At 42.6% G+C, this 26366-nt stretch carries 21 protein-coding genes; 3 read left to right on the forward strand and 18 right to left on the reverse strand.

Translation table 11 applies throughout. The annotated features are described in order from the left end of the window. Positions 1-53 precede the first annotated feature (53 nt). On the forward strand, positions 54-1433 hold the full coding sequence (locus PTT44_RS14335; protein WP_273795677.1) for an O-antigen ligase family protein: 1380 nt from the start codon (positions 54-56) through the stop codon (positions 1431-1433). Between the two features lie 158 nt (positions 1434-1591). After that, positions 1592-2011, forward strand: coding sequence for a pilin (locus PTT44_RS14340; protein ID WP_234951056.1), 420 nt, complete (start codon positions 1592-1594; stop codon positions 2009-2011). A gap of 76 nt (positions 2012-2087) precedes the next feature. On the opposite strand, the gene PTT44_RS14345 is transcribed toward PTT44_RS14340, so the two are convergent. From PTT44_RS14345 to PTT44_RS14415, 15 genes are all read right to left on the reverse strand, one after another. Next, on the reverse strand, positions 2088-2507 hold the full coding sequence (locus PTT44_RS14345) for a pilin (RefSeq protein ID WP_168158658.1): 420 nt from the start codon (positions 2505-2507) through the stop codon (positions 2088-2090). Positions 2508-2701: 194 nt separating this feature from the next. After that, entirely contained in the window at positions 2702-3262 is a 561-nt protein-coding gene (locus PTT44_RS14350) for a TPM domain-containing protein (protein ID WP_168158659.1), read from the reverse strand. Then, entirely contained in the window at positions 3256-4332 is a 1077-nt protein-coding gene (locus tag PTT44_RS14355) for a TPM domain-containing protein (protein ID WP_168158660.1), read from the reverse strand. The genes PTT44_RS14350 and PTT44_RS14355 overlap by 7 nt, the downstream gene beginning before the upstream one ends. 37 nt (positions 4333-4369) lie before the next feature. Continuing rightward, a complete protein-coding gene (locus tag PTT44_RS14360) occupies positions 4370-4960 on the reverse strand; it encodes a LemA family protein (RefSeq protein WP_004978062.1) in 591 nt (196 codons plus the stop codon). 148 nt (positions 4961-5108) lie between these two features. Next, complete coding sequence (locus PTT44_RS14365; RefSeq protein WP_168158661.1) at positions 5109-5987, reverse strand: metal-dependent hydrolase; 879 nt, start codon at positions 5985-5987, stop codon at positions 5109-5111. Positions 5988-6210: 223 nt separating this feature from the next. Beyond that, entirely contained in the window at positions 6211-7632 is a 1422-nt protein-coding gene (locus PTT44_RS14370) for an FAD-dependent oxidoreductase (protein WP_151835964.1), read from the reverse strand. Positions 7633-7704: 72 nt separating this feature from the next. Further along, a complete protein-coding gene (gene gltB / locus PTT44_RS14375; RefSeq protein ID WP_171527518.1) occupies positions 7705-12180 on the reverse strand; it encodes a glutamate synthase large subunit in 4476 nt (1491 codons plus the stop codon). A gap of 447 nt (positions 12181-12627) precedes the next feature. Next, complete coding sequence (locus PTT44_RS14380; protein WP_168158663.1) at positions 12628-13467, reverse strand: hypothetical protein; 840 nt, start codon at positions 13465-13467, stop codon at positions 12628-12630. Between the two features lie 7 nt (positions 13468-13474). Continuing rightward, on the reverse strand, positions 13475-14560 hold the full coding sequence (gene aroB / locus PTT44_RS14385) for a 3-dehydroquinate synthase (protein WP_168158664.1): 1086 nt from the start codon (positions 14558-14560) through the stop codon (positions 13475-13477). A gap of 30 nt (positions 14561-14590) precedes the next feature. Further along, positions 14591-15124, reverse strand: coding sequence for a shikimate kinase AroK (gene aroK / locus PTT44_RS14390; protein ID WP_168158665.1), 534 nt, complete (start codon positions 15122-15124; stop codon positions 14591-14593). Positions 15125-15161: 37 nt separating this feature from the next. Continuing rightward, positions 15162-17240: a type IV pilus secretin PilQ family protein gene (gene pilQ, locus PTT44_RS14395; RefSeq protein ID WP_273795678.1), complete on the reverse strand. Its 2079-nt coding sequence runs from the start codon at positions 17238-17240 to the stop codon at positions 15162-15164. Positions 17241-17259: 19 nt separating this feature from the next. Beyond that, the gene (locus tag PTT44_RS14400) at positions 17260-17787 is read right to left on the reverse strand and encodes a pilus assembly protein PilP (RefSeq protein WP_094148569.1); all 528 of its coding nucleotides are present in this window, start codon (positions 17785-17787) and stop codon (positions 17260-17262) included. Next, on the reverse strand, positions 17787-18524 hold the full coding sequence (locus PTT44_RS14405; protein ID WP_168158667.1) for a type 4a pilus biogenesis protein PilO: 738 nt from the start codon (positions 18522-18524) through the stop codon (positions 17787-17789). Before PTT44_RS14405 ends, PTT44_RS14400 begins: the two co-directional genes overlap by 1 nt. Then, positions 18521-19177: a PilN domain-containing protein gene (locus PTT44_RS14410; RefSeq protein WP_168158668.1), complete on the reverse strand. Its 657-nt coding sequence runs from the start codon at positions 19175-19177 to the stop codon at positions 18521-18523. The genes PTT44_RS14405 and PTT44_RS14410 overlap by 4 nt, the downstream gene beginning before the upstream one ends. Further along, the gene (locus PTT44_RS14415; RefSeq protein ID WP_168158669.1) at positions 19177-20235 is read right to left on the reverse strand and encodes a pilus assembly protein PilM; all 1059 of its coding nucleotides are present in this window, start codon (positions 20233-20235) and stop codon (positions 19177-19179) included. Before PTT44_RS14415 ends, PTT44_RS14410 begins: the two co-directional genes overlap by 1 nt. 165 nt (positions 20236-20400) lie before the next feature. Here PTT44_RS14415 and ponA point away from each other — a divergent pair, with 165 nt between their 5' ends. Then, positions 20401-22929 (forward strand): penicillin-binding protein PBP1a, encoded by a 2529-nt coding sequence (gene ponA / locus PTT44_RS14420; RefSeq protein ID WP_168158670.1) that lies wholly within the window; start codon positions 20401-20403, stop codon positions 22927-22929. A gap of 31 nt (positions 22930-22960) precedes the next feature. On the opposite strand, the gene PTT44_RS14425 is transcribed toward ponA, so the two are convergent. From PTT44_RS14425 to PTT44_RS14435, 3 genes are all read right to left on the reverse strand, one after another. Continuing rightward, positions 22961-23767 (reverse strand): putative RNA methyltransferase, encoded by an 807-nt coding sequence (locus tag PTT44_RS14425; RefSeq protein WP_168158671.1) that lies wholly within the window; start codon positions 23765-23767, stop codon positions 22961-22963. Positions 23768-23836: 69 nt separating this feature from the next. Further along, on the reverse strand, positions 23837-24955 hold the full coding sequence (mraY, locus tag PTT44_RS14430) for a phospho-N-acetylmuramoyl-pentapeptide-transferase (RefSeq protein ID WP_058951625.1): 1119 nt from the start codon (positions 24953-24955) through the stop codon (positions 23837-23839). Then, positions 24956-26365 carry a UDP-N-acetylmuramoyl-tripeptide--D-alanyl-D-alanine ligase gene (locus PTT44_RS14435; RefSeq protein ID WP_168158672.1) on the reverse strand — a complete coding sequence of 470 codons (1410 nt, stop codon included), beginning with the start codon at positions 26363-26365 and terminating at the stop codon, positions 24956-24958. It lies immediately after the preceding gene. Between the last annotated feature and the right edge of the window lies 1 nt (position 26366).

A 26366-nucleotide genomic window follows, 5' to 3' on the forward strand; every position in this document is an offset into this window, starting at 1 on the left:
TACTTTCCCTTCACTTTGTTTACAATATGTAAAATTTTTAAAATTATACTTCAATGCAAAATTATCTCTCCAAGATATTACTTATTCTTATTCCCTTTTTTTGCTTCATTGCCTATTCTAGCTTAAGTATTTATTGGACCAGCTATCCCTATGATGCATGGCGTATTTATGAAATACTTATTTTATTTACTTTTGCTTTATTTAATTTTTTAATTAAAAATCAATACCTTATAGAATCAAGAAAAGCGCATTTATTAACCTTTATTTCAATTATTTCAATATCGTTCTTAGCAATATTAACCATAAGCTTCTCCACAGCCTTTGATCGTGCGCTTGCAGAAGCAAGTTTAATTTTTTTACTCATCAACTTTACTTTAATTTATTCATTTTTATTAAAAAATTACTCCAAATTTTCCAAAAACATTGCTACATCTATTGCATTCTTACCAATGTTGAGCCTTATTTTCTTACCAATTGCACTAGTTAATCGACTACAAGGTGGGGATGGTGTTTGGACACAATCCTTTACAAATATCAGAATGTTGGATGATGCTTTACTTCCATGTTTATTCCTCATCTGGTTACAGCCCATTTATTCTAATTTTGACTTCAAAAAAAACAAGCTACTAAAAAGTAGCTTATATATTGTTTCAACTATTTACTTATTAAGCTTTTTATTTCATGGTGCACGTGCCTGCTTACTATCAATTTTTATTGGTCTATGTGTCAGTTTAATATTTACACCCAATCATCAACGTAAATTTTTAAAACTTCCGATCATTTCTTGTATTTTAGCTTTAGTCATATTTAACCTCTATCACCTCTCACTTTCTGAAACGATAGGTCCATCTATTAACCGCATTACCAGTAGTGGAAGGTTCGATTTATGGGAAAAAGCTGTACATCTTTGGTTTGAACACCCTATCCTTGGCGTTGGTGGAAATAACTTTATGTTACATACACCATTTCTATTACCAACTCACCCGCACAACTTTTTTCTAAAATCACTATCAGAATGGGGTATTGCAATCTTCATTCTCATATTAAGCTTAATTCCCATCATACAAGCAGTCTATAAGCAACGTAAAAATATCCCCATCTTCCTTATCGCAGGAGCAATTGCTATTTTCTTTAATAGTTTACTTTCTGGAAGTTTCGTATACCCAGTAAGCCAAATTATCAGCCTTACATTTATAGCTTTTTTACTGAGCTTTTTAAAAGTTTATACTATTTCAGAACCAACGAGTTATTTTCAATATAACAAAAATCTATGGGCCATTATTTCATACTTATCATTAATTACCCTATTGTATATCCATGGGCAAGATATATTATGCTATACATGTATAAGTATTGATGATTTCGGTGCGCCTAACTTTTGGGATCAAGGCCGGGCTATACATCTATTACCTATATCCAATTTACATAAATAATGAAACTAACAATTTTGATCATATTAATTTGCAATTACTGGTAATTTCTGACATTTTTTTTATGTCAGATACCATCCATAATGTGCAAGATATTGATTTATCTTAAAATATACTTGGTATTGTTTTTGCTCTGTTTCATATAATGAAGGAGGATTTCAATGAAAACAAACATGGGATTTACATTGATTGAACTAATAATTACTGTTGCTATTATTAGTATACTTGCAGCGATATCAATTAATTTATATCAAAGCTATATGATTAAAAGTCGCATTAACTCAGCTTTTTATGAGATTTCAGAAGGTATAGCCTCCTACGAAATTAATGCAAATCACAACTATTCACTCATTACAACTGCTGAAGATATTAGCTTACAAAGCTCTACACATTTTTGTATGATTAGTATTACAACTCCAGATGCTTTAGGAATTGCAAATAAAGCTATTAGTTGTAAGCTCAAAAATAAAAATGGACTAGGTAATTTAGCTGAAATCTATTTCTCACGTAATACCAATGGTCACTTTTCCTGTGAAAGCATTGATATTCCAAATAAATTCTTACCAGCATCTTGTATTTAATCTATACATTTACTTTCAAACCAATTAAATCACACTCAAAAAAAGAGAGCCTTAGCTCTCTTCTTATAGATTCAAATTATGAACATGAACCAGGCTTATATTTAGCATCTAAAGTAGTACCCGTTAAAGTACAAGCCCATGTACCATCTGCAGCACGTCCAAGATTAATAACAGCATTTTCTACTTTTGGTGAACCTTTCAGAGTACAAGTGATGGCATTTGTTGCAGCGCCACTAGTTGGGGCTGTCACAGCTACAGTACAACGATCACTATCTTTCAGACCAACATTAGCAACGGTAAAGTCACTTGATGGCTTACCTTCGTTTACAAGTACTTCGTACTGTGTCTTAGCTGGAGAAATTTCAGCTAAGCCTGAAGTAGCTTGTGATTTCGCAATATAATCTTGGTAAGCAGGAATCGCAATCGCAGCAAGAATACCGATAATTGCAACAACGATCATTAATTCAATGAGAGTGAAACCCTTTTGAGCGTTCATAACATTCTCCACAAATGTTTTGTTAATTTTTTATAAGCTTTTTAAGCTACTTTGTAATTAGCATGTATTATGCCAACTTTTATTATATTTATTTTCAAATAAAAAACAGCACTTTATTTCATTATTTAAAAATTTATTTTTGAGCATTGTGTTTTTATGTAAAAAACTGACAAATATTGTCAGTTTCCTTCTTTCTAGTTCAACATAATTGGCGAATTGCTCAATTCATCAGCTTTGTCTTCTATTTGATTGGCATAGAATTGATCCAAAATAGTCCCAATTTGGGTTACGCCATCGACTAAAGCCTGCCGATACTGCTGCTGTGACATTTTTTCAATAATGCATTGGCAAACCTCATCCCACACTTGCTGTGTAGTGGCATCCTGTATCCCACGATCAATCACAATTTCAACTTTTCGCTCACACAAGTTTATGTAAAGCAAAATACCACTATTCAATTCGGTATCCCACACACCAAGCTCAGCAAAAAGCTGTTTTGCACGTCCACGAGTATCTAAATAATAGGCTTCTCGTGCGGGCATATGTCCTTCGATCACCACTTGAATTTCACCAACATGGCCTTGTTCGGCTTCAGTCACCGCTTGCGCAATCGCATGTTGATCTTGCTGATTAAAAAAACGTTTGCTCGCTGGCATATGCAGTAAATGCTTTAGCCAACGCTTAATACTCGGCTGTACAACTTCATCTAGCTTTGGTTTAGTGACGATTTCCGTCGTTTCAGTTATTGTTACCATGACCCTGATGCTCCTCCACCGCCGAAGCCGCCGCCCCCGCCACTATATCCACCGCCACCAAAACCGCCGCCTCCACGACCTCCGCGCCCACCTCCACCACCAGAAGAGAGAAAGAGCTGAAATATCGTTTGGGCTAAGGTCGTGATGAGTAAAAAGAAAATCCCTCCACCAATCAGTAAGCTGGTGATTAAGCCTGCTCCATTCACCAAACCAGCTACGATGCCTGCAACTGCTGCAGTCGAGGCACTTAAACGCTTCCCCACCACAAATGAGCCAATTGCGCCAGCAATTAAGATAAATAAAGCAGTACTAAACGTTTTACTTTTGGCTTCCTGCTCTCGAATAGCTTGGTCTTGGCGTTCTTGTAGTTCTTGCGCCGCTTGGGCTGCAACTTCAGGATCAAGATTTAAAATCCGTTCAATTTCAACAAGTCCCGCATTGATCCCTTGAGCATACTGAGCTTGCTTAAAATACGGTGTGATTTGTTGGTTAATAATGCGATTCGCAATAATGTCAGGAATGACTCCTTCCAAACCATAACCCGTAAGAATCTGCATACGTCGGTCATTAACGGCAATTGCAATCAGCAAACCGTTGTCCTGCTTTGCTGAACCAAGTTTCCATTGATCTGCAATACGCATGGCAAAACCAAAAATATCCTCTTGACCTGTGGTGGGTACAATCACTACGCCTATTTGGGCTTTTCCTGTGTCATGCAAGGCACGGATTTTTTGGTCAATGGCTTGCTTATCTTCAGTACTTAAAATATGTGCTTGATCGATCACGGGTTCATTTAAGGTCGGCAACGCCCGTATCGATTCACCTTCTGCCATATCATTGGCAACGGGCGGTTGTGACACGACATCAGCATTCGTAGAACTTACATTATTGGAACTCGCCGCATGCTGACCTTGAATCATTTTTCCAGCAACGACTGTTTCCGCAGCATCATCTGTTGCTGTAGCAACCTCTGCCCATGTTAACGAACTTAGACACAGCAGTCCTGATAAAATGAATGCAAGCACCCATTTATACGAAAACCGTAGTAAGAACTGCTGCTGTCCTATCATTCATTCACCCTATGGTTACGATTACTTTAAGTCACAGCTAGTTAAATGACACCGTTGGCGCCTTTTGCGCACTTTGCTCTGCACTAAAGTTCGGTTTAGTATCCATCCCAATCACCTTGGCAGTCATGACTTGTGGGAACTGGCGTGAATAGGAGTTAAAGTCTTGCACCGTAGTAATATAGCGATTACGCGCCACAGCAATACGGTTTTCGGTACCTTCGAGCTGAACCTGCAAATCACGGAATTGCTCATTGGCTTTTAAATCTGGATAGTTTTCTGAGACCGCAATTAAACGCGACAATGCACCCGTCATTTGTGCCTGCGCTTCTTGATATTTTTGGAATAATGCAGGGTCTTCTAATACTTCTTTATCGACTTTTAAACCTGCCACATTGGCACGAGCCTGCGTAACTTCGGTTAGAACTTGCTCTTCATGTTTGGCATACCCCTTCACCACATTCACCAAATTCGGCACCAAATCTGCGCGGCGTTGATATTGGTTTTGTACTTCCGACCACGCAGCTGTAACCGCCTCATCTTTAACCTGTAAGGTATTATAACCACAGCCCGATAGCGTTAACGTGCTCGCAAGGGTAACAACGACAGCAGTTTTTTTCATAAAATTCATTCAGCTATCCTCTTTCTTTTGTATTTATTGCAATAACCTGATTGTAAACACATTTGATTATCCTTTTGTTGCTTTTAGTTAAAGTAGCTAAAAATGAAAAAACCGAGTGAACTTCACTCGGTTTTGATTATTTATTTTTATACTTAAACTAAATAGCCGCGTGCAACTCCTGCTGAAAACCTTCGAGTTGATAGTCTTCTGCCAAACGGGTTTTCCAGTATTTCAACAACTGGGTGTAATCAATATCTGAGGGATGAAAGTTGGTTTTGTAGTAAGACAGATATTCAGGCAGCAATTGCACAAACATCTTCGCCAGCAAATACAATCCAAAGAGATTCCCGCCCAATTTAGGTATACTATTTTTGTGGTCTTGTAAAAATAATCGACTGGCCGAGTAAAAAGTTAAACTGGCGAAACCTGTCGTTACACTGCGCATAATTAAACGGCGAATCTTGTCATCACCATACACATCTTGATAAACATCAAAGGCAACCGCACGATGCTCAATTTCTTCAATGGCATGCCACACCCAGAGTTTAACCGCATCATCATCCAAGGTACTCAATACCTCAGGATGCCTTAAAATATAGCCGCCTAGCAGTGCCGTAAAATGCTCAAAAGCGCAGGTGATTGCGAGCTGAATTTTAGGATGCAGATTTTTCACATAATCATCTTTACGCGCCAACCATGCCTGAAAACGGTCGAGATTATAATCATCACGGCGCCATGCAGCATTAAATGCCGTGTGTGCTTGAGAATGCATCGCCTCTTGACCAATAAATGCCGCAATCTGCGCTTGAAGATTGTCATCCTTCACTTGGTCACGTACATTGCGCACACTATGCACAAAGAACTGCTCACCGATGGGAAAAGTCGAAGACAATGCCGTCAGTAAATGCGACATGACCGGTGAATTGGCAAAATAATGCCGGCGAATGGCTTTGGGGTTAAATTGCAAACGTCGAATCGTAATACCCTGAGCTTTTGGACGATGTTGATATAGTTTTTCTGTCGTCACTTGAGTCATGTCCATTTCCTAACATTTAACCGAGCGATCTTCAGTATCTGAATTTAGAGGCCATTCACATATGGCAAAAATGCTTAGTGCATTTGCAAATTCGTCCATTTTTATCAGACTCTCCACCAGATCTTTTTCGATTTATCCCGATCCACCTCTTTCATATCATCTCAGGCAAATAGTGATCATAAAAAAACCCGCCGAAGCGGGTTTTTTTGTTGAACGATTTAGATTAAATGTCTAAATAATCCAAAATACCTTCAGCCGCTTGACGGCCTTCCCAAATCGCTGTGACAACAAGGTCTGAACCACGAACCATATCACCACCCGCAAAGATTTTCGGATTTGAGGTTTGGAATTTATAGGTTTGCTGTTCAGCTGCAACCACACGACCTGAACCATCAAGGTTAATATTCACATTTGTAAACCAATCCGCAGGGCTGGTACGGAAACCAAATGCCAATAACACTGCATCTGCAGGTAAAATTTCTTCTGAACCCGGAATTGGTTCTGGGCTGCGACGACCACGGCTATCAGGCTCACCAAGTTGAGTTGTAACCACTTTCACACCCGTGACTTTGCCATTTTCACCGACGATTTCAATCGGTTGACGGTTAAACAAGAAGTTGACACCTTCTTCTTTGGCATTTTGCACTTCACGACGTGAACCTGGCATATTTTCTTCGTCACGACGGTATGCACAGCTCACCACTTCCGCACCCTGACGAATAGAGGTACGGTTACAGTCCATTGCTGTGTCACCACCGCCAAGAACAATCACCTTTTTACCTTCAACACTAATGTACTCGCTTGGGTCTTTTTCCCAACCTTGAGTACGGTTGACATTGGCAATCAAGAAATCCAATGCATCATAGACACCATTAAGGTCTTCACCTGCAAAGCCGCCTTTCATATAGGTATAAGTACCCATACCCATGAACACCGCATCGTATTCTGCAAGCAGTTGATCGATGGTGACATCTGTCCCAATTTCAGTATTTAAACGAAATTCCACACCCATACCCGTAAAGATTTCACGGCGACGCTTCATCACATCTTTTTCCATTTTAAATTCTGGAATACCAAAGGTCAGTAGACCACCGATTTCAGGGCGTTTGTCGAATACAACAGGTTTAACCCCGCTACGCACCAAAATATCAGCACAGCCTAGACCCGCAGGGCCTGCACCAATGATCGCGACTTTTTTATCTGTCCACTTTACTGAAGACATATCTGGACGCCAGCCCAGTGCAAAGGCGGTGTCATTGATGTATTTTTCAGCGTTACCAATCGTCACTGCACCAAAACCATCGTTTAAGGTACAAGCCCCTTCACATAAACGGTCTTGCGGACAAACACGACCACATACTTCAGGTAGCGTGTTGGTTTGGTGGCACAATTCTGCTGCTTGGAAAATACGACCTTCAGCGATCAATTTTAACCAGTTTGGAATGTAGTTATGTACTGGACATTTCCATTCACAATATGGGTTACCACACCCTAAACAACGGTGGGTCTGATTTGCTGCCACTTCCGCTGTAAAAGGTTTATAAATTTCCACAAACTCTGCTTTGCGGACCTGAATCTCTTTTTTCTCTGGATCTTGGCGTGCTACATCCAGAAATTGAAAGTCATTGTTTAGGCGCTCTGCCATGTCTCTCTCCGTGGGTAGGTGCAGCCCGTTTATCTATCGTCTGCACCTGCCTATGTATCAGCAGTAGTGGAATTATTGTGGATCAGCTTGAGTGGTTTTCAACAAAGTCTGTAAATTGGCAGCTTTCGGTTTCACCAACCAGAATTTACGACTGTAGAAATCAAACTCGTTACGGATCTTGTACGCCCAAGCACTACCAGTCTCAGCAATGTGTTCATCTAAAATACGGCTTAAGAACTCTTTATGTTCTTCCATCGATTCAGTCGAAATACGATTCAGCTCAATCAGCTCGTGGTTGTAATGATCAACGAAGTCATTATCAAGGTCAAGAACGTAAGCAAAACCACCTGTCATACCTGCACCGAAGTTATGCCCCACTTTACCAAGTACAGTCACGATACCACCTGTCATATATTCACAACAGTGATCGCCTGCACCTTCAATTACAGCGAAAGCACCCGAGTTACGTACTGCAAAACGCTCACCTGCTGTACCTGCCGCGAACAATTTACCGCCCGTTGCACCGTATAAGCAAGTGTTACCAATGATTGCCGTTTCTTGAGTTTGGAAAGGCGAACCTTTTGGCGGGAAGATCGACACACGACCACCTGCCATGCCTTTACCCACGTAGTCGTTCGCATCACCTTCTAATCGAATGTGCAAACCACCTGCGTTCCAAACACCGAGGGATTGACCCGCAGTACCTACCAAGTTCATCTTCACTGGGTGCGCTTCCATGCTGAGGTTGCCATAACGACGCGCAATCTCACCTGAAATACGTGCACCAATTGAACGGTCACAGTTACCAATGGTGAAGTGATATTCACCTGTGGTCCCAGCTTCAATTGCTGGTAGCATTTCTGCCACCATTTTCTCAGCAAGCAAGCCTTTATCAAACGGTGCGTTACCTTCAACTTCACAGTACTGCGCCTTACCTTGCGCAGAAGGATGTGACTCCAGTAATGCGCTCAAATCAAGGTGCGCATGTTTCTCCGTTTCACCTGGAAGCATTTCAAGCAAATCCGTACGACCAATCAAGTCTTTAAGGCTTGAAACACCCAACGCTGCCAGCCACTCACGTGTTTCTTCAGCAATGAAGGTGAAGAAGTTGATGAGCATTTGTGGCTCGCCAATATAATGTTCTTGGCGTAAATGATCTTGTTGAGTTGCAACACCCGTTGCACAGTTATTCAAGTGACAAATACGCAGGTATTTACAACCTAAAGCAATCATTGGCGTAGAACCAAAGCCAAAGCTTTCTGCACCTAAAATGGCTGCTTTCACCACATCTAGACCTGTTTTCAAACCGCCGTCGGTTTGAACACGAACTTTACCGCGCAAGTCATTGACGCGAAGTGCTTGATGCGCTTCAGAAAGACCCAACTCCCAAGGCGAACCTGCATGGTGAATTGAAGACAATGGAGAGGCTGCTGTACCACCGTCATAACCTGAAATGGTAATGAAGTCAGCATAGGCTTTTGCCACACCTGCAGCAATCGTTCCTACACCCGGCTCAGACACCAGTTTCACTGAAACCATCGCCTGAGGATTGACTTGTTTTAAGTCAAAAATCAATTGTGATAAATCTTCAATCGAGTAAATGTCATGGTGCGGTGGTGGAGAAATTAAGGTCACACCCGGTACTGAATAACGTAAACGTGCAATTAAGCCATTCACTTTACCACCTGGTAATTGACCACCTTCACCCGGTTTAGCCCCTTGCGCCACTTTAATCTGCAAGACTTCAGCAGAGGTTAAATACGCAGGTGTTACACCGAAACGACCTGATGCAATCTGTTTGATTTTCGAGTTACGAATGGTGCCATAACGCGCTGGATCTTCACCGCCCTCACCCGAGTTTGAACGGCCACCAATGGTATTCATCGCAATCGCAATCGCCTCATGCGCTTCAGGAGACAATGCACCTAATGACATGCCTGCAGAGTCGAAGCGCGGTAAAATCGCTTCTACAGACTCCACTTGATCTAGAGCAATCGAGTTGTCTGTTTTTAACTTTAATAGGTCGCGAATTGTTGCCACTGGACGGTTATTCACCAGCTCAGCATATTCTTTAAAGTCTGTATATTGACCAGAACGCACTGATTTATGCAAAGCATTGATCACGTCTGGGTTGAATGCATGGTATTCCTTGTCGAAGACAAATTTTAGCAAACCACCTTGATCGATTGGTTTACGTGTTTTCCATGCGGTATCGGCCAATTTCTTTTGGTCATTTTCAAGGTCAACAAAGGTTGCACCTTTGATACGGCTTGGCACACCCGTGAAGCATTTTGAAACCACTTCTTCAGACAGACCCACCGCTTCAAACAACTGACCACCACGGTAAGAGGCCACCGTTGAAATCCCCATTTTTGAAAGGACTTTTAACAAGCCTTTTTCAATGCCTTTACGGAAATTCACTTGCGCTTGGATTGGGTCACCCAATAGCTCGCCTTTTGCAACCAAGTCATTGATCACGTCATAAGCCAAGTATGGATAAATCGCAGTTGCACCAAAGCCTAAAATAACCGCAAATTGATGCGGATCACGCGCCAAGGCTGTTTCAACAATAATATTGGCATCCGTACGCAAACCGACATTGATTAAATAGTGATGCACTGCACCAGTTGCCATCAGTGCATTGGCAGGCAAGAAACCTTGACGAATTTTCTTATCAGACAACACCAATAAGGTTTTGCCGTCGCGAATCGCTTGCGCTGCTTCTTCACAGATACGTGCAATTGCAGCTTCTAGACCTTCATCTTCCACATAATTTAAATCGATATCTGCAATTTCATAACCCTTACGACCCAACGTACGGATTTGATGCATTTTCGAATTTGACAACACTGGGCTTGAAATAATCAAACGATCCGCATGCTCAGGGCTTTGTTCAAAAACGTTTTGCTCACGACCTAAACACGTTTCCAATGACATCACAATCGATTCACGTAATGGGTCGATTGGTGGGTTGGTGACCTGAGCAAACTGTTGACGGAAGTAATCCGATACATGACGCACTTGGCGAGACAAAACCGCCATTGGCGTATCATCACCCATTGAACCCACTGCTTCCTGACCACTTTCAGCGATTGGACGAAGTAATTGGTCACGCTCTTCAAAGGTCACCATAAACATTTTTTGTGATGCTTTCAGGTCATCGCCTTTTAAGCCTTGATCACATAAATACTCTTCAAGCTCTGGACTACCTTGTACACGAACTGAGTTTTCACGTAACCATTCACGATAAGGACGCATTTTTTTCAAATGCGTGCTGACATCTTTAGTGTCAAGCATTTTACCTGTGAAAGTATCGATCACTAGAATTTGACCTGGTCCGACACGACCTTTAGAAATCACGTCTTCAGGCTCGTAGCCCCATACACCAATTTCAGATGCCAATGTGATGTAACCATTTTTGGTAATCACCCAACGAGCTGGACGCAAACCATTACGGTCCAACATACAAATCGCATGACGACCATCTTGAATCACGAGACCAGCAGGACCATCCCACGCTTCCATATGCTTCGAGTTAAACTCATAGAATGCACGTAAATCAGCATCTAACGTTTCCACGTTCTGCCATGCTGGCGGAACCAACATACGCAATGCACGGAACAAGTCCATACCGCCGCCCACAAGAATTTCAAGCATGTTATCTAAGCTTGAAGAATCCGAGCCAGTACGGTTCACGATTGGGTTAAGCTCAGTTAAACCAGGCAATAATGGGTTTTCAAACTTTGGCGTACGCGCCATCGCCCAGTTACGGTTCGCAGTAATGGTATTAATTTCACCATTGTGTGCAAGATAACGGAATGGCTGAGCCAAAGGCCAACGCGGCAAAGTATTGGTCGAGAAACGTTGGTGGAACACCACAATATGTGACTCAAGACGTGGGTCTGCCAAGTCTGTGTAAAAATCAGCAATCGCTTCAGGCATCATCAAGCCTTTATAGCTAATCACTGTTGAACATAATGTAGTTACATAAAATGAAGCGTCATTAGTAAGCTGCTGTTCTGCACGGCGGCGTGCCAAGAAGAGTTTACGGTTAAACTCAACTTCAGACACACCCATTGGGCAGTTCACAATAATTTGCTCAAATGCAGGAAGTGACTGCATTGCAATCGAACCCAAAGCATCGTTATTGGTCGGGACCACACGCCACGCCAATACTCGGCAACCTTCAGATTCAATTTCTTTGCTTAGAATTTGTTTTGCATGTGCTGCAATTGCTGGATCGAGGCTTAAAAACACCGTACCGACAGCAAAAACTTCACTGAGTGTAATATCACTGAGTTTTTTCGCTTCTTCGCGGAAAAACTGTTTTGGCATTGCTAAGAGTAAACCGCAACCATCCCCTGTCTTACCATCTGCAGCAATACCACCGCGGTGGGTCATACAGCTCAGACTGTGCATAGCAGTCTTGACAAGATCATGGCTTGCATCACCCTGCATATGGGCGATTAAACCAAAACCACAGTTATCTTTAAACTCATCCGGTTGGTATAAACCTTGAGCGGGAGCTACAGTATTAGGCGATGGCATGTGCATAGCGTACCCTTCTTTCTACAGGCCCTGTCGGGCGTCTAACAATCTAATTACTTCTTGCCGATTCGTTCAATTGACTCATATTCAGATTCTGATTGAAGTACAGCATTTTTTCTTCACACCCAAGATAGACTGATTTTCGTCTTTATGCATGTCTTAATTGAAAAAATGTATGCAGCAGTCACGCACTTATTTAAGGCACTTGGCCGCTACTATTTCGCTCATAAATCGAATCTTTTTTGCGCCAAAACAGTGACATCAACTCAATTCATGCACCATTAAAGCAAGTTTTATGCCAATTATTTATTTTGTGTGTTAAACACTTTAGTTTTATTAGGTTTGTGTTTTTTAGGTAAAAATTTAGTTCGAAGACAATCAATTTATTGCACTATATTTGTGCGTATATGAAATTTACTTTTTTTGGTGCGCCATAATGAACCAATTTTAATTAAATGGATCGGTCACTTCAGGTTCATTTGTTTTATTTTGTGGCGCATTCTCTACGGTTGTTTGTGACTTTTGTACATCAACCACATTTCCATCCGCATCACGACGAGTAACTGTCGTCGATGTTGTCGATTGTTTATTTTGTGCAACTGCTGCACGTGCCGCTTGTTGACGCGCAGCAAGAGTGGCTTCATCAATCACAGGCACAGCGGCTGGTTTCAACTGCACGGCATAGAGCTTATTGCTAAGTCCAAGTTCATCAGAACCGAGGTCATTGACATATTCAGCATAACTTTCAATTTTTTCAACTTTGGGTTGCACCGACTTCGGCAACGTCAGTTTTAAATCCGCCAATGCCTTTTGCGCCTCATTGGTATTTTTATACACACCATAGATCAGCACATATTGCTCAATTTGGTTTTCACCCGTCAGTCTCAAGTAGTTAAAAGCTTGACGATCAGATTGCCTTTGCAAAAAGCGCTTAATAATCGCTTCTTCTGAGACTCTAAACAGTTCAACTGTACTGTTCTTTTTATTTTCCTGAATAAATTTGGTCCCACGAAATTCAGCTTCATGCTGCGCGATTGCTACAACACGTGTCGTCATATCCAAAGGTTTTACTTCATCGAGGAATGAGCCTAAATGTGCGGTTGTTGCGACTTTTTCTGGCTGAATTTGTAACTCAACTTCAGATTCAGCCTTTTTTTCAACTTCAACGACAGTCTCTTGATCTGTAATGGCCCAAAAGACTAAGGCGCCAAACAAGCATACCCCTCCAAATGCAAGCCAAATATAATTTTGCTTTGTCTGCCACTGGGTTCGAAGGGTTGTTGCCATAATAAAGTTATGCCTGTTCTTGGTTGGCTAAAATCGCCTGTTTCATCAATTCTACATCAAATGTTTTGGTAATGATGGCCTGCCCTACCGCTTGCATCAAAACCAAACGCAGCTGCCCGTTCAAGACTTTTTTATCATGCGCCATATACGCCAAAAAGTCATCGAGGGGAATCTGTGGACATACTATCGGCAAATTCGCGCGTTGAATGATATTTTTTGTACGCGCCAAATCTTCTGCACTGATCCACCCCATACGCTGCGATAAATCTGCTGCCATCACCATACCTGTTGCCACAGCTTCTCCATGGAGCCATTCACCATAGCCTAGATAAGATTCAATCGCATGTCCAAAGGTATGCCCAAGATTCAATAAGGCACGCTCACCTTGTTCTTTTTCATCATTAGCAACAATACGCGCTTTATGGGCACAAGAACGATACACAGCTTCAGCCAGTGCAGCTTCATCACCCTGCACCAAATCATCTATATGTTGCTCCAACCAAGCGAGAAAGTCAGTATCACCCAAGAGTGCGTACTTAATGACTTCTGCCAAACCTGCAGATAACTCACGTGGTGGCAGCGTTTTAAGTTGAGACATATCCGCCAAGACCACTTGCGGTTGCTGAAATGCCCCGATCATATTTTTACCCAGCGGATGGTTAATCCCTGTTTTACCACCGACACTCGAATCAACCTGTGAAAGAAGTGTGGTTGGCACCTGAATAAAATAGACTCCACGCTGGAAACATGCCGAAGCAAAGCCTGCCATATCACCAATCACACCACCACCTAAAGCTAAAACTGTACAATCACGGTTGAATCCTGACGCTAACAAGGCATCAAAAATCAGGTTGAGGTGCTCAATATTCTTATATTTTTCACCATCGGGCAAAATACACGTTGCAACTGTTTTTCCCAACGCTTCAATTGCTACCACGTAACGCGCTAAATACAAAGGTGCGACCGTTTCATTACTCACAATCATCACTTGGCGCCCATGAATATACGGCTCAAGTAAAGCTTTTGGATCTAAATCACTACCAATAAAGATCGGGTAACGGCGTTCGCCAAGTTCAACATATAAGGTTTGCATGGATCAAATCACTTCAAAACTGAATCAAAACTACTTTACAAGAATCAAGCTTAAGATACGCTGCGCAAGATCACGTGCAGCCCCTTGATTGGTCTCGATAATATAATGGGCAACTTCACGATATAAAGGATCTCGAACGCTGAGTAAGTCAGTTAACTTTTGTTCAGGATTCTCCACTTGAAGCAGTGGGCGATTTTTATCACGATAAGTTCGCTGTAGTTGAATCTCTACAGGAGTATAAAGATAAACAACGATACCCCGTTGTTTGAGAAATGCGCGATTTGGAGCCTGAGTCACCGCCCCACCACCTGTGGCCAAGACCAAGTTGGGTCGAGAGGTTAACTCATCAATTACAACCGTTTCACGACTACGAAACCCAAGCTCACCCTCTTTTTCAAAGATCCATGGAATCGTTGCCCCTGTTTTACGCTCAATCTCATGATCACTATCAAGAAACTCGCGCCCTAACAGTTCAGCTAAATGTCGTCCTACCGTTGTTTTTCCAGCCCCCATAGGCCCTACCAAATAAATATTTGGTAGGGTTTCAAACTCTTTGCTTGGCAAGGAGTCACCTTTTAGATTTGTTCAAATTGAAAATATATTAATGATTTCTTGAAACACTGTCATTAACAATTCGTGGTGTCACAAAAATCAATAACTCCGTTTGTATCGTCGTTTTGACATTATTCTTAAATAAGTTACCCACCACAGGCAAATCTCCTAAGAATGGTACTTTTTGATAGTCATTACGTTTCGTATCATCAAAAATACCACCAAGCACGACGGTTTCACCATCGTCTACCAACACATTGGTTTGTAATTCACTGGTATCTATCGCAAGACCATCATTGGTGATATCACCAATCGAGTCTTTTTCAACCATGAGCGCCATTTGAACTTTACCATCTGGAGTAATACTTGGCGTCACTTCTAACTTTAAGTTAGCCGCGCGAAACTCAGTTTTTAAACCTTCCGTCGCACTCCATGTTTGATAAGGAATCTCTGTACCACGCAAGATATAGGCTTTCTGTTTATCGCCAGTAAGTACTTTAGGCGCCGATAACACTTCACCATGACCATCCGCTTGAAGCGCGCTTAACTCAAGATTCAACATATAGTCTGAAATTTTCAATAAACCAAAGTTAAACGTACCAGCAGTGTTTGTTGCTAAATCCACACCCAAATCAAAACTTGGCTGGAAATCCCCGCCCCACACTGGGCTATTGCCCAGCTTCTTCGCACTCCACTTAATCCCCAATTCACGAGAAAAGTCTGTTGATGCTGTGACAATACGTGCTTCGACCATCACCTGTTTCACTGCGACATCCAACAAGTCAATCATGCGACGAATCTTGTCAATATTTTGCTGCGTATCATTAATAATTAGCGTATTGGTACGCGAATCAGAAACCGCACTACCACGAGCACTTAATAAGCTTTCTAAAGCCAATGACTCTGAACCCGCTGTACGATTCGACTCACTCCCTTTACTGTCACGAGAGTCTTCTAACAATTTCAACACATCCGCCGATTTTGCATAACTCAATTGAATGTAATCAGTTTGAATCGGAGCAAGTTTAATGCTTTGTGCGATGGCTTTGGCTTCATCTTCCTCAGATTTGATCAGTTCAGCTACAGGAGCAATCCAAATCACATTACCATTTCGTCGCTTATCCAAGTTCTTGGTTTTCATAATAATATCAAGTGCTTGATCCCACGGAACATCTTTAAGGCGCAAGGTAATATTGCCTTGTACTGTGTCCGAAGCCACCATGTTAATGCCTGTAAAATCAGCTAAGAGCTGTAATACACGTCGCACTTCAATATCTTGAAAATCTAAAGAAATCTTTTTGCCCGTATAAGCACTTGGTGCTTTAGGTTTCATTGGATTTTTATCTTCAGGACGCTTTAAACTAATGGTGAGCTTATCTTCTGCCTGATAAGCCATATATTCAAAACTGCCATTCGATTGAATTGTGATCAGGCCATTACTACCATCGTTTTGTGCATCGATGGTCGATACAGGCGTGGCGAAATCATTCACATTGAGACGGCGTGATAAGTGGGCAGGAATTTTATTCCCCAAAACGCGCACCACAATTTTACTGCCTTGTTGTTTCACATCGACAGGGGTATTACTACCTTTTAAATCAATGACAACTTGGCCTTCACCATCTGAACCGCGCTGGAATCCAATATTTGAAATGCCTTGCTCTGAACGCGCCGCAGCAACAGGTGTTGCTAGCGCCGGGTTCGCTGAGTTAATTTTCAGAATAAAGGTATTACCTTCAACACGTGTAGTAAATGCACCGGCATCAGCCAATTTTACAGTTAAACGTGAACGCTGCGCATCTGAAGTTACATCTACTGTACTTGCTTCAGCCGTTGCCACCGCAATACTGCCTTGTTTTAAGCTCTGCTGTGCTTTATCAAAATCCAAAACCAAACGTGATGGCTGTTCCAACTGATAGGCTTGCGGCTGTGGTGGCAAACCGTTGAACATGACACGAATTTCTGTTCCCTGTCCCGGAATTTGCATCGGCACAATATTCGTAATACTGACTTGCGCACTTGCAGCCTGCATCACCGCCATTGCAATTGCACCCATTGAAAACTGACGGAACATATGGTTCATCGTATTGCCATCCCCAAATATAAAATCTTTAGCACTATTTTTCATTTTTATTCCTTTTCCTTTTTTAAGGCGCCGGCCCAATTAATACTAGGCTTCTCGGGCGCTCGACATAGCCCTCACGCCCATCCGGAATAATTTCAATCAAATCAATTTGTGTAGCGGTGATATTAATCACACGACCATGATTCATCCCCAAATAACTACCACGCTGCACGCGTTCAATTTCACCATCAGGTGTTTGAATCAACGCCAAAATTTGTCCATTTTGCCCGCGCATACTGCCTTTCATGTTAAGCGATTCAATCGCATAACTTTCCAAAGGTTGTAATTGGCGAGATAAGTTTGGATAAACACGCTTTCCAGCCATAATTTTCAGTTCAGCTGCTAATGAGCTTGGCATAAACGGACTCTTTAATTGATGCGCGGCATAATTAAAAGTCGGTACAGGTGGGAAATCTGGCGCAGGTTCAATCGGTAACGGTGGCTGATTACGAATTTCAGCCATTTGCATATTGACCGCATCAATACGTGAATCACAACCGACAAGGAATAGTCCTACGCAGAGACTAAGCATGAGATTTTGATATTTCATTACTTGGCACCTCCCGCATTGGCTTTCTTATCTTTTTTTGTATCTTTTACATCAACATCCGTTGTAGCCGTCGCCCCGACATAACGGTAGGTTTTCGCTTTTACACTGTATGAAATTTGCGGAATATCCGTCTTTTTATCATTGTTACTTGATGCTGAGATATCGAAGTCATGCAAGGTCACAATACGCGGCAAAGCTGCAATTCCACTGACAAATGAACCAAAAGAATGATAATCACCCGTCGCTTCAATGGAAATCGGTTGTTCGATAAAGAACTCTTGGCGAATTTCTGGCTCTAAACGAATATTTTTAAACTTTAATCCAGAATTTACGCCACTCACGTTGATATCTTCAACCAAACCAGGAATTTCAGTTTCTTTCGGCAACTGTTCTAACTGCTGATTGAAATTGGCTTCCATTTCTTGCAATTGCGCTTGATATTGCTGCAAATTACGTAATTTTGAATCTTTTTCACGAAACTCATTCAGTAAATTTTGTTCTTGTGCATGTGCATTTGAAATCGCATCAAGCTTCGGCTTAATCACGACAAAATAACCCAATGCCCCAATTACTAAAATGATAAAGATCCAACAAGTCAATTTGACTGAAAAGGGCCAACTACCGTAATTGTTTGGATCTAAGGTATTAAACTGTTGAAAAAACTTATCAACCGTCATTTTTTTCTTGGTTACAGCATGGTTTTCTGATGTTAATTCTTCAAATTCATCGCGACTCATTGTGCTGCCCCCGCTGTTGAATTATTAACTGTACTTGCTGCTTCAGGTGTAGTCGCATCAGGCGCTACTGGCTGTGCAATCTCATCTAAATCTGCCGTGACCACAAAGGTGCCATAGGTTTCTTCAATACGTGGCACGATGGAACTTGGTGCTTTATCTTTTTTCTCTTCAGCAACCAAGAATGAATTCATAAAGGCATTGCGATACCACGCCGATGCTTCTAGGTTGCGTAAGAACTCCGCAACTGTATTCGGGCTTTCCGCTTTCCCTTCAATGGTAAATTTATCACCCGTACGCACAAACTTAGTAATGTACATATTACTTGGAGTGACACGTACCATTTCATCCACTAAACGCACAGCTACAGGGCGTTGACCTTGCAAACCTTGGATCAATTTCATCCGTTCAACAATCGCATTGCGCTGCTCTTGCAGACCTTCCAACGACTTTAATTGAACATCTAAGTTTTGATTGGTACTCACCACCAACTGATTGGCTTGTTCTTGATCTTCAAGTTTTTGACTGTAAAAGAACCAAGCCAAAGCAACAGCTAAAACCCCAACTAATGCAGCCCCAACACAATAGGCAATAAATTCTTTTTTTCGTTTCTCTCTTAACGCATCACGCCAAGGGAGTAGGTTTATTTTTGCCATTAATCAAAACTCCTCAATGCCAATCCACATGCCACCATGAGTGATGAAGCATCATTTTCAATTTTTTTAATGTCGATTTGTGGAGAAAAGCCCATCTGTAAAAATGGGTTGGCAATGGTGACCCGGTAACCTAATTTTTGTTGTAATAACTTCGCCAGTCCTGGAATATTGGCATTCCCCCCTGCCAATAAAATATGGTCGATCTCATTAAATTGAGAGGACGAAAAGAAGAACTGCAAAGAGCGTGCTGCTTGTTGCACCACAGCTTCAAGAAAAGGCTCAAGTACTTCAATATCATAGTCGTCAGGCAAGGTACGGCTTTTTTTGGCACGTCCAGCTTCTTCAAAAGACAAACCATAACGGTTTTGAATTTCTTGAGTCAGTTGTTTACCACCGAACACCTGTTCACGCGTATAAATGACTTTATTGTTTTGCATGACAGATAAGGTGGTCATGGTATGACCGATGTCCAGAATCCCAACGGTGTTTACACCCATTGGAAGCGTATCTGAAAAGACTTTGAATGCATTTTCAATGGCGAAACTTTCAACATCGGCAATCTTAGGTGTTAAACCACCTAATTCCAATGCTTCGGAACGCGCCTCTACATTTTCAATGCGGGTTGCAACGAGGAGTACATTGACACGATTTGGATTGGCTAAACGGTCTGGAAGGACTTCAAAGTCCAAACTCGCTTCATCTAATGGGAATGGAATATATTGCTCAGCATCATCACGAATCTGAATTTCACGTTCGTCATCGTTCATATCGGCATCCATTTCAATGATTTTAGTAATCACCATGGACGTCGGAACTGCCAGTGCTACGTCTGTCGATTGAACATTGGCCAAATTTACCGCACGCTCAAGGGCATCACCAACCGCTTCTGGATTCAATATATTTTTTTCGACCACACTTCCTTCTGGTAATGGGACTAGTGCATAGCTCCCCACCCAATACCGATTGTTTTTAACAGAAAGTTCCAATACCTTAACAGAAGTCGAACTAATATCTACTCCTATTAACCCCTTACTTGGCTTACGATATAACCTGAGCACAGTATCATTCCTATTATTTTTTTATCCCCAAAAAAAGTAACCCACTAATTAGTCCGCGTCTATAATTTTATACGGATACAATAACTCATCTAACATTCCGTATGTGTACAGGATATACTGACCGCTAATTAGTTTGCCATTAGCTCTTATTAAAACTTACTTGTTATGAAAAAGCTATCTTGTTCGGGCCGTGTTCATCCATTTTTTTTGATCATTATTATAATGTTGGTCTCAATTCCAATGGGTTTTTATGGCATGTATCTCTATATTGCCCCATCTTTGCCGCAAATGACAACTCTAAAAAAGGCGCCATTACTAAAACCTTTACAAGTTTATAGTGCGGATAACCAACTCATTTCGGAATACGGTGGCAAGCTATCTGTACCCGTAGATTACGATCAGATCCCACGAAGTTTTATTCATGCCTTCTTAGCGGCGGAAGATTCTTCTTTTTTTGAGCATAGTGGTATCAGTTTTAAAGGTTTAGGACGTGCAGTCAGTGAAAGTATTACTGGGTCAAACGTCCAAACGGGTGGCTCGACCATCACCATGCAAGTGGCAAAAAACTATTATCTCAGTCCCGAGCGTACCTTAAAACGTAAGTTGACTGAGGTTTTTCTGGCACGAAAAATTGAACAAAATTTGACGAAAGAGGAAATCTTAACCCTCTATGTCAACAAGATTTTCTTGGGTAAAAATGCCTACGGTATCGCAGCGGCAGCTAAAATTTACTATAACAAAAGCTTAGACGAACTCAGCATTGCGCAAATGGCGATGATTGCAGGTCTGCCTAAAGCGCCGTCTAAATACAATCCAGTGGTCAACCCCGAACGTGCTTTAGAACGTCGTAACTGGATTTTGGGTCGTATGCTGCAGCTAGGCTACATCAACCAAAGCCAATATGAAAAAGGGATTGCTGAACCAATTAACCTCGATATGCCTGACCGCGGGGTAAGCAACCGATTTCCCTATATCGGTGAAATGGTCCGCAGCGAACTGATTGAAAAGTTCGGCGAGCATGCGATTGACTCTGGTTATAAGGTCTACACCACCATCAACAGCGAACGCCAAGCCTATGCCGAACAAGCGGTACAAGATGGTTTAGAAGCCTATGACCGTCGTCATGGTTGGCGTGGTGCGGAAGCCCATGACAAACCCTTAAGTAGCTTTAGTGCTTTTGCCAATACCTTCCCTGCCGAAGTTACCCGTGTGAATCAAAATAGCTTTGATGCCTTAATGCAAGATGGCTCGACAGTAACCGTGCCATGGTCTGGCATGTCTTGGACACGTCCTTATCGCAATGCAAATGCGGTAGGCGGTGCACCATCAAGAGCATCTCAGATTGTTAAAGTAAAAGACATTGTACGTCTGCGCCCCAATGACAACAAAACCTCATGGGCTTTGGTGCAACTGCCTAAAGTTCAGGGCCAGCTGATTGCACTTAACCCAAACAATGGCGCTGTAGAAGCATTGGTTGGTGGTTATAATTTTTATCAATCTAAATTTAACCGAACCACACAAGGCTGGCGCCAACCAGGTTCGATTATTAAACCCTTTGTCTATGCACTCGCTTTAGAGCGCGGTATGACACCATATAGCATGGTCAATGACAGCCCGATCACCATTGGGAAATGGTCACCACGTAATGCCGATGGTCGCTATTTAGGTATGATTCCCCTGCGTCGTGCACTCTATTTATCGCGTAACACCGTGTCAGTTCGACTCCTGCAAACCGTGGGCATTGAACGTACACGCCAATTGTTCATGGACTTCGGCTTAACCGATGAACAGATTCCGCGCAACTACACCATTGCACTCGGAACACCTCAGGTTTTACCGATTCAAATGGCCACAGGTTACTCAGCCTTTGCCAATGGCGGTTATCGTATTCAACCACACTTCATCAATCGTATTGAAGATGCCTATGGCAAGGTCATTTATCAGAACAACCCTGAATATGCATGTATCAGTTGTATCTCTCAACAAGAATCAAATCCTCAGTCTGCTGACACCATCACGCCTGATGATGAAGTAATTGAAGTCACCAACCAAGAGCTGAACCCTGCTGAAAAATCGACAAATCCTGTTGAGATCAACAGTGACTATCGTCAAGCGCAACGTATTTTAAAATCCAGTTCTGCTTATGATATGGCGAATATTTTAAAAGACGTGATTCAACATGGTACAGGCCGTGCTGCGCTACGTATTGGACGAGATGACTTGGGCGGAAAAACAGGAACCACCAATGATGCGAAAGATGCTTGGTTTGCCGGCTTTAATGGCAAATTGGTGACCGTAGCGTGGGTCGGTTTCGACCAACCCACGACTTTAGGACGCCGCGAATACGGCGGTGTGGCTGCGCTCCCGATATGGACAGACTTCATGGCCAAAGCCTTACAAGGCACGCCTTCGGCTTGGGTTCAACTCGATGCCAAAGCCAAAGCGCCGATTCAACGCCATCAGAAAGAAGCACCTCAGAGCAACTTAGGCCCAACCCCACCTTTGGCGCAACCGTTGTATCGCCCTGCACCGGTGGTGGTTCCACGTGCTCCTGAGCGTGACTTTGATGATTTGCCGGGTGAAGAGGAAACGCTGGTTCCAAAGAACAGCGCCCCACCCACCATGCATGCACCCAAAGAACAACCAAAACCTAAAACAGATGCGCTCGATCATTTGATTGATCAAGTCCAATAATAAAAGCCCGCATCTGCGGGCTTTTTTATACTTATGCTTTTTTCTGAAACAGTAAAATTTGATACTGTGCCTGTAGTTCAAAAGCTGTTTGAGCCTCTAAAGCTTCACGGCGCTCTTGTTTTGCTTTATAGGCATAAGGGGTCATGGCAATCAGGTTTTTTAAATCCTGCTGATTAAGCTTAAGTTCAGCATCGACGACATCATCACTCACCAAATCAAACGCATCACTCAACTGCTCTACAAATTTGCTCGGTTCATGCGGCTTCACCTCTTCGAACAAAGCCTCACGCATTGCATATAAATGCTGAGGCGCCGGCGTCACCACCAACAAATATCCTTGCGGTTTGAGCACCCTTAAAATCTCTTGTTTTGGAATCGGGCTAAACAAACTACTACACAGATCAATTGATTGATCTAGCACCGGTAAAGTTGCCCCTGTACCCACCACCCACGTGATATTTTTATTGATTTTCGCAGCTACTTGAACCGCATTTTTTGCAATATCTACACCGACACATTGCAGCACTTCAGCCTGCATCGCATCGGTGTAATAGCCTTCACCACAGCCAATATCGAGTAAATTTTCAATACGTAACTCACGTACCTTATTGATCACCGCTTGCTGTAAAGGCGCGTAATGACCTGCACTTAAGAAGGCACGGCGGGCTTGTACCGACTCAGGCGTATCCCCCGGATTTTTGCTGTGCTTATGTTGAACGACATGCAGATTGACGTAGCCTTGTTTCGCCACATCATAACTATGTGAATTCGCACAGCGCCATGTTCTTTCGTTTAAAGTTAAAGCCTCACGACACACAGGACACATGAGCAGATTCATTATTTTCTCCAAGACATTACCTCAGGCATAAAAAAAGCCGGCAAATACCGACTCTTTTCATACTTTTGCTTAGCGCAATTTTAAGGTCATTAGCCCTAAAACTACCAGCATAATTGTGATAATCCAGAAACGAATCACCACTTGGGTTTCACGCCAGCCTTTTTTCTCATAATGGTGGTGTAATGGCGCCATCAGGAATACCCGTTTATTGCGCATTCTGAGCGAACCAATTTGCAAGAAGACTGAAATCGCTTCGACCAAGAACACACCAGCCATAATAGCAAAGACAATTTCCTGACGAACCATGACCGCAATTGTACCGAGCATTGCACCCAATGATAATGCACCCACATCGCCCATGAAAACCTGAGCAGGGTGTGCATTAAACCAAAGGAAGGCCAAACCTGCGCCAATCATGGCTGCACAAATCACCACCAATTCAGAGGCAAAGCGCACATAAGGAATATGTAAATAATTGGCAAACCGGACATCACCAGCCAGATATGCAAATACACCTAGACCTGCAGCAACCAGCACCACAGGCATAATCGCTAAACCATCCAAACCATCAGTGAGGTTCACGGCATTTGATGCACCATTAATCACCAAATAGGTGAAAATGATAAAACCAATACCCAACGGAATCACCGACAAAGGAATACTTAAATCTTTAAAAAATGGAATCAGCAGATCCAGCATATTTGCGGTATGTACAGGATTAGTCTGTTGCTGTGCAATTACATATAGCGCAATACCTGCGCCCAATGATGCAAGCGAGGTCCAAAAGAACTTTTTACGGGCAGGTAAACCTGCATTGTCTTTATAGCGAATCTTGATCCAGTCATCGGCCCAACCCACTGCACCGAAAATCACCATCACTGCCAAGACAATCCATACATATGGGTTGGATAAATCTGCCCACAACAGTGTGGAGATACCAATTGAGAGTAAGATCAACACACCACCCATGGTTGGTGTGCCCATTTTTTTGGCATGATTTTCAGGAGCATATGAACTCACGGCTTGACCATATTTGAGTGCTTGCAACTTGCGAATCATCACAGGACCGAGCACTAGACCAATGGTCAGTGCGGTTAAAACACTGAGCAAAGAACGCAATGTTAAATAACGAACCACCTGAAACGAACTATGGTAGCCCGCCAGTTGTTCAAACAACCATAACAACATTTAGAGTTTCTCCATCAAATCAGCCATCAACGTTTCCATATGGGTATAACGAGAACCTTTAAACAGGAAACTCATAGACTGGGGTTGATGTGTTTCAATTAAACTGAGTAAGAACGGCAAAGCCTGCTCTTGATTCAAAAAAGCCTGCATTTTTTTGCCATATTGGGTGCTGCGTGCACCTTCTTGTGCCGCAGGTGCAAATTCACCGACAGCCACTACGAAGTTTAGCCCTTTCACTGAGACTAAATCACGCCCCAGCATATAGTGCTGCTGTGCAGCAGAGCTACCTAGCTCACCGATATCACCCATCACCATCACCCGAACCCCCTCTTGCTGTGCAAGCACTTCAGCAGCGGCACGCATAGAAGTTGGGTTGGCATTATAGGTATCATCAATCAACAAATGACGGCCTTGTTGAATAAAGTTCAAACGCCCTTTTGCACCGACCGCTTGCTCAAGGCCAAGCACGATATCATCCAAGCTAATACCAATCGCTAAAGCAAAAGCTGCCGCAGCGGTTGCATTTTGAACATTATGCTCCCCAGCAAATGGTAAATTCACCTGACTCACGCCTTGCGGGGTATTCAACTTAAACGTTGCCGATTGTGCCTGTAACTCAATCTCAGTGGCAAAGATTTCACCACCCGCACCAAAGCTGAGCACCTGTTCAGTTTGCACTGCTTGGCGAATGCTATCGGCAAAATCATCGGCTGCAGGAACAATAGATGTTCCATTTGGGGCAATATGCGCATAAATCTCAGACTTGGCACGGCAGATACCATCGCGTCCACCAAACTCACCCAAGTGTGCTGTACCAATATTGATAATGCCTGCAACCAAGGGCTGGACCAAATTCGAGGTATAATCAATTTCACCTTGATGGCTTGCACCCAATTCCATCACTGCATATTGATGCTCAGGACGTAATTCCAATAACATGACTGGCACACCCAAGTCATTATTCAGATTGCCACGGGTCACCAACGTTGGTGCTATACGTGACAAAATACTGCCTAACATTTCTTTGGTGGTGGTTTTACCACTACTCCCCGTCAGCGCAATCACTTTTAGCTGTGGGTTTTGTGCACGACGATAAGCCCCCAGCTGTCCCAATGCCAAACGTGTATCAGGCACCACCAACTGACAAATCTCCGCATCTATAGGCTGGCTCACAATGGCCACTTGGCAGCCTTGTTCAGCAACTTGCGTAATAAAAGCATGCGCATCAAAACGTTCGCCTTTGAGTGCCAAGAAAGCATCTCCTGCTTCTGCATCACGCGAATCCGTCAAAATACGCTTAATTTCAGTATTTGGTGCTTGATCATTTAGCCAATAACCTTGGGTGGCTTCGAGTAACTGTGCGGCGGTCCATGACACTAAAGGCACTGTGCTGGTTGTTGAGGTATGCATA

Origin of the sequence: Acinetobacter sp. Gutcm_16, assembly GCF_028649355.1 — a bacterium.
Classification (GTDB): domain Bacteria; phylum Pseudomonadota; class Gammaproteobacteria; order Pseudomonadales; family Moraxellaceae; genus Acinetobacter; species Acinetobacter johnsonii.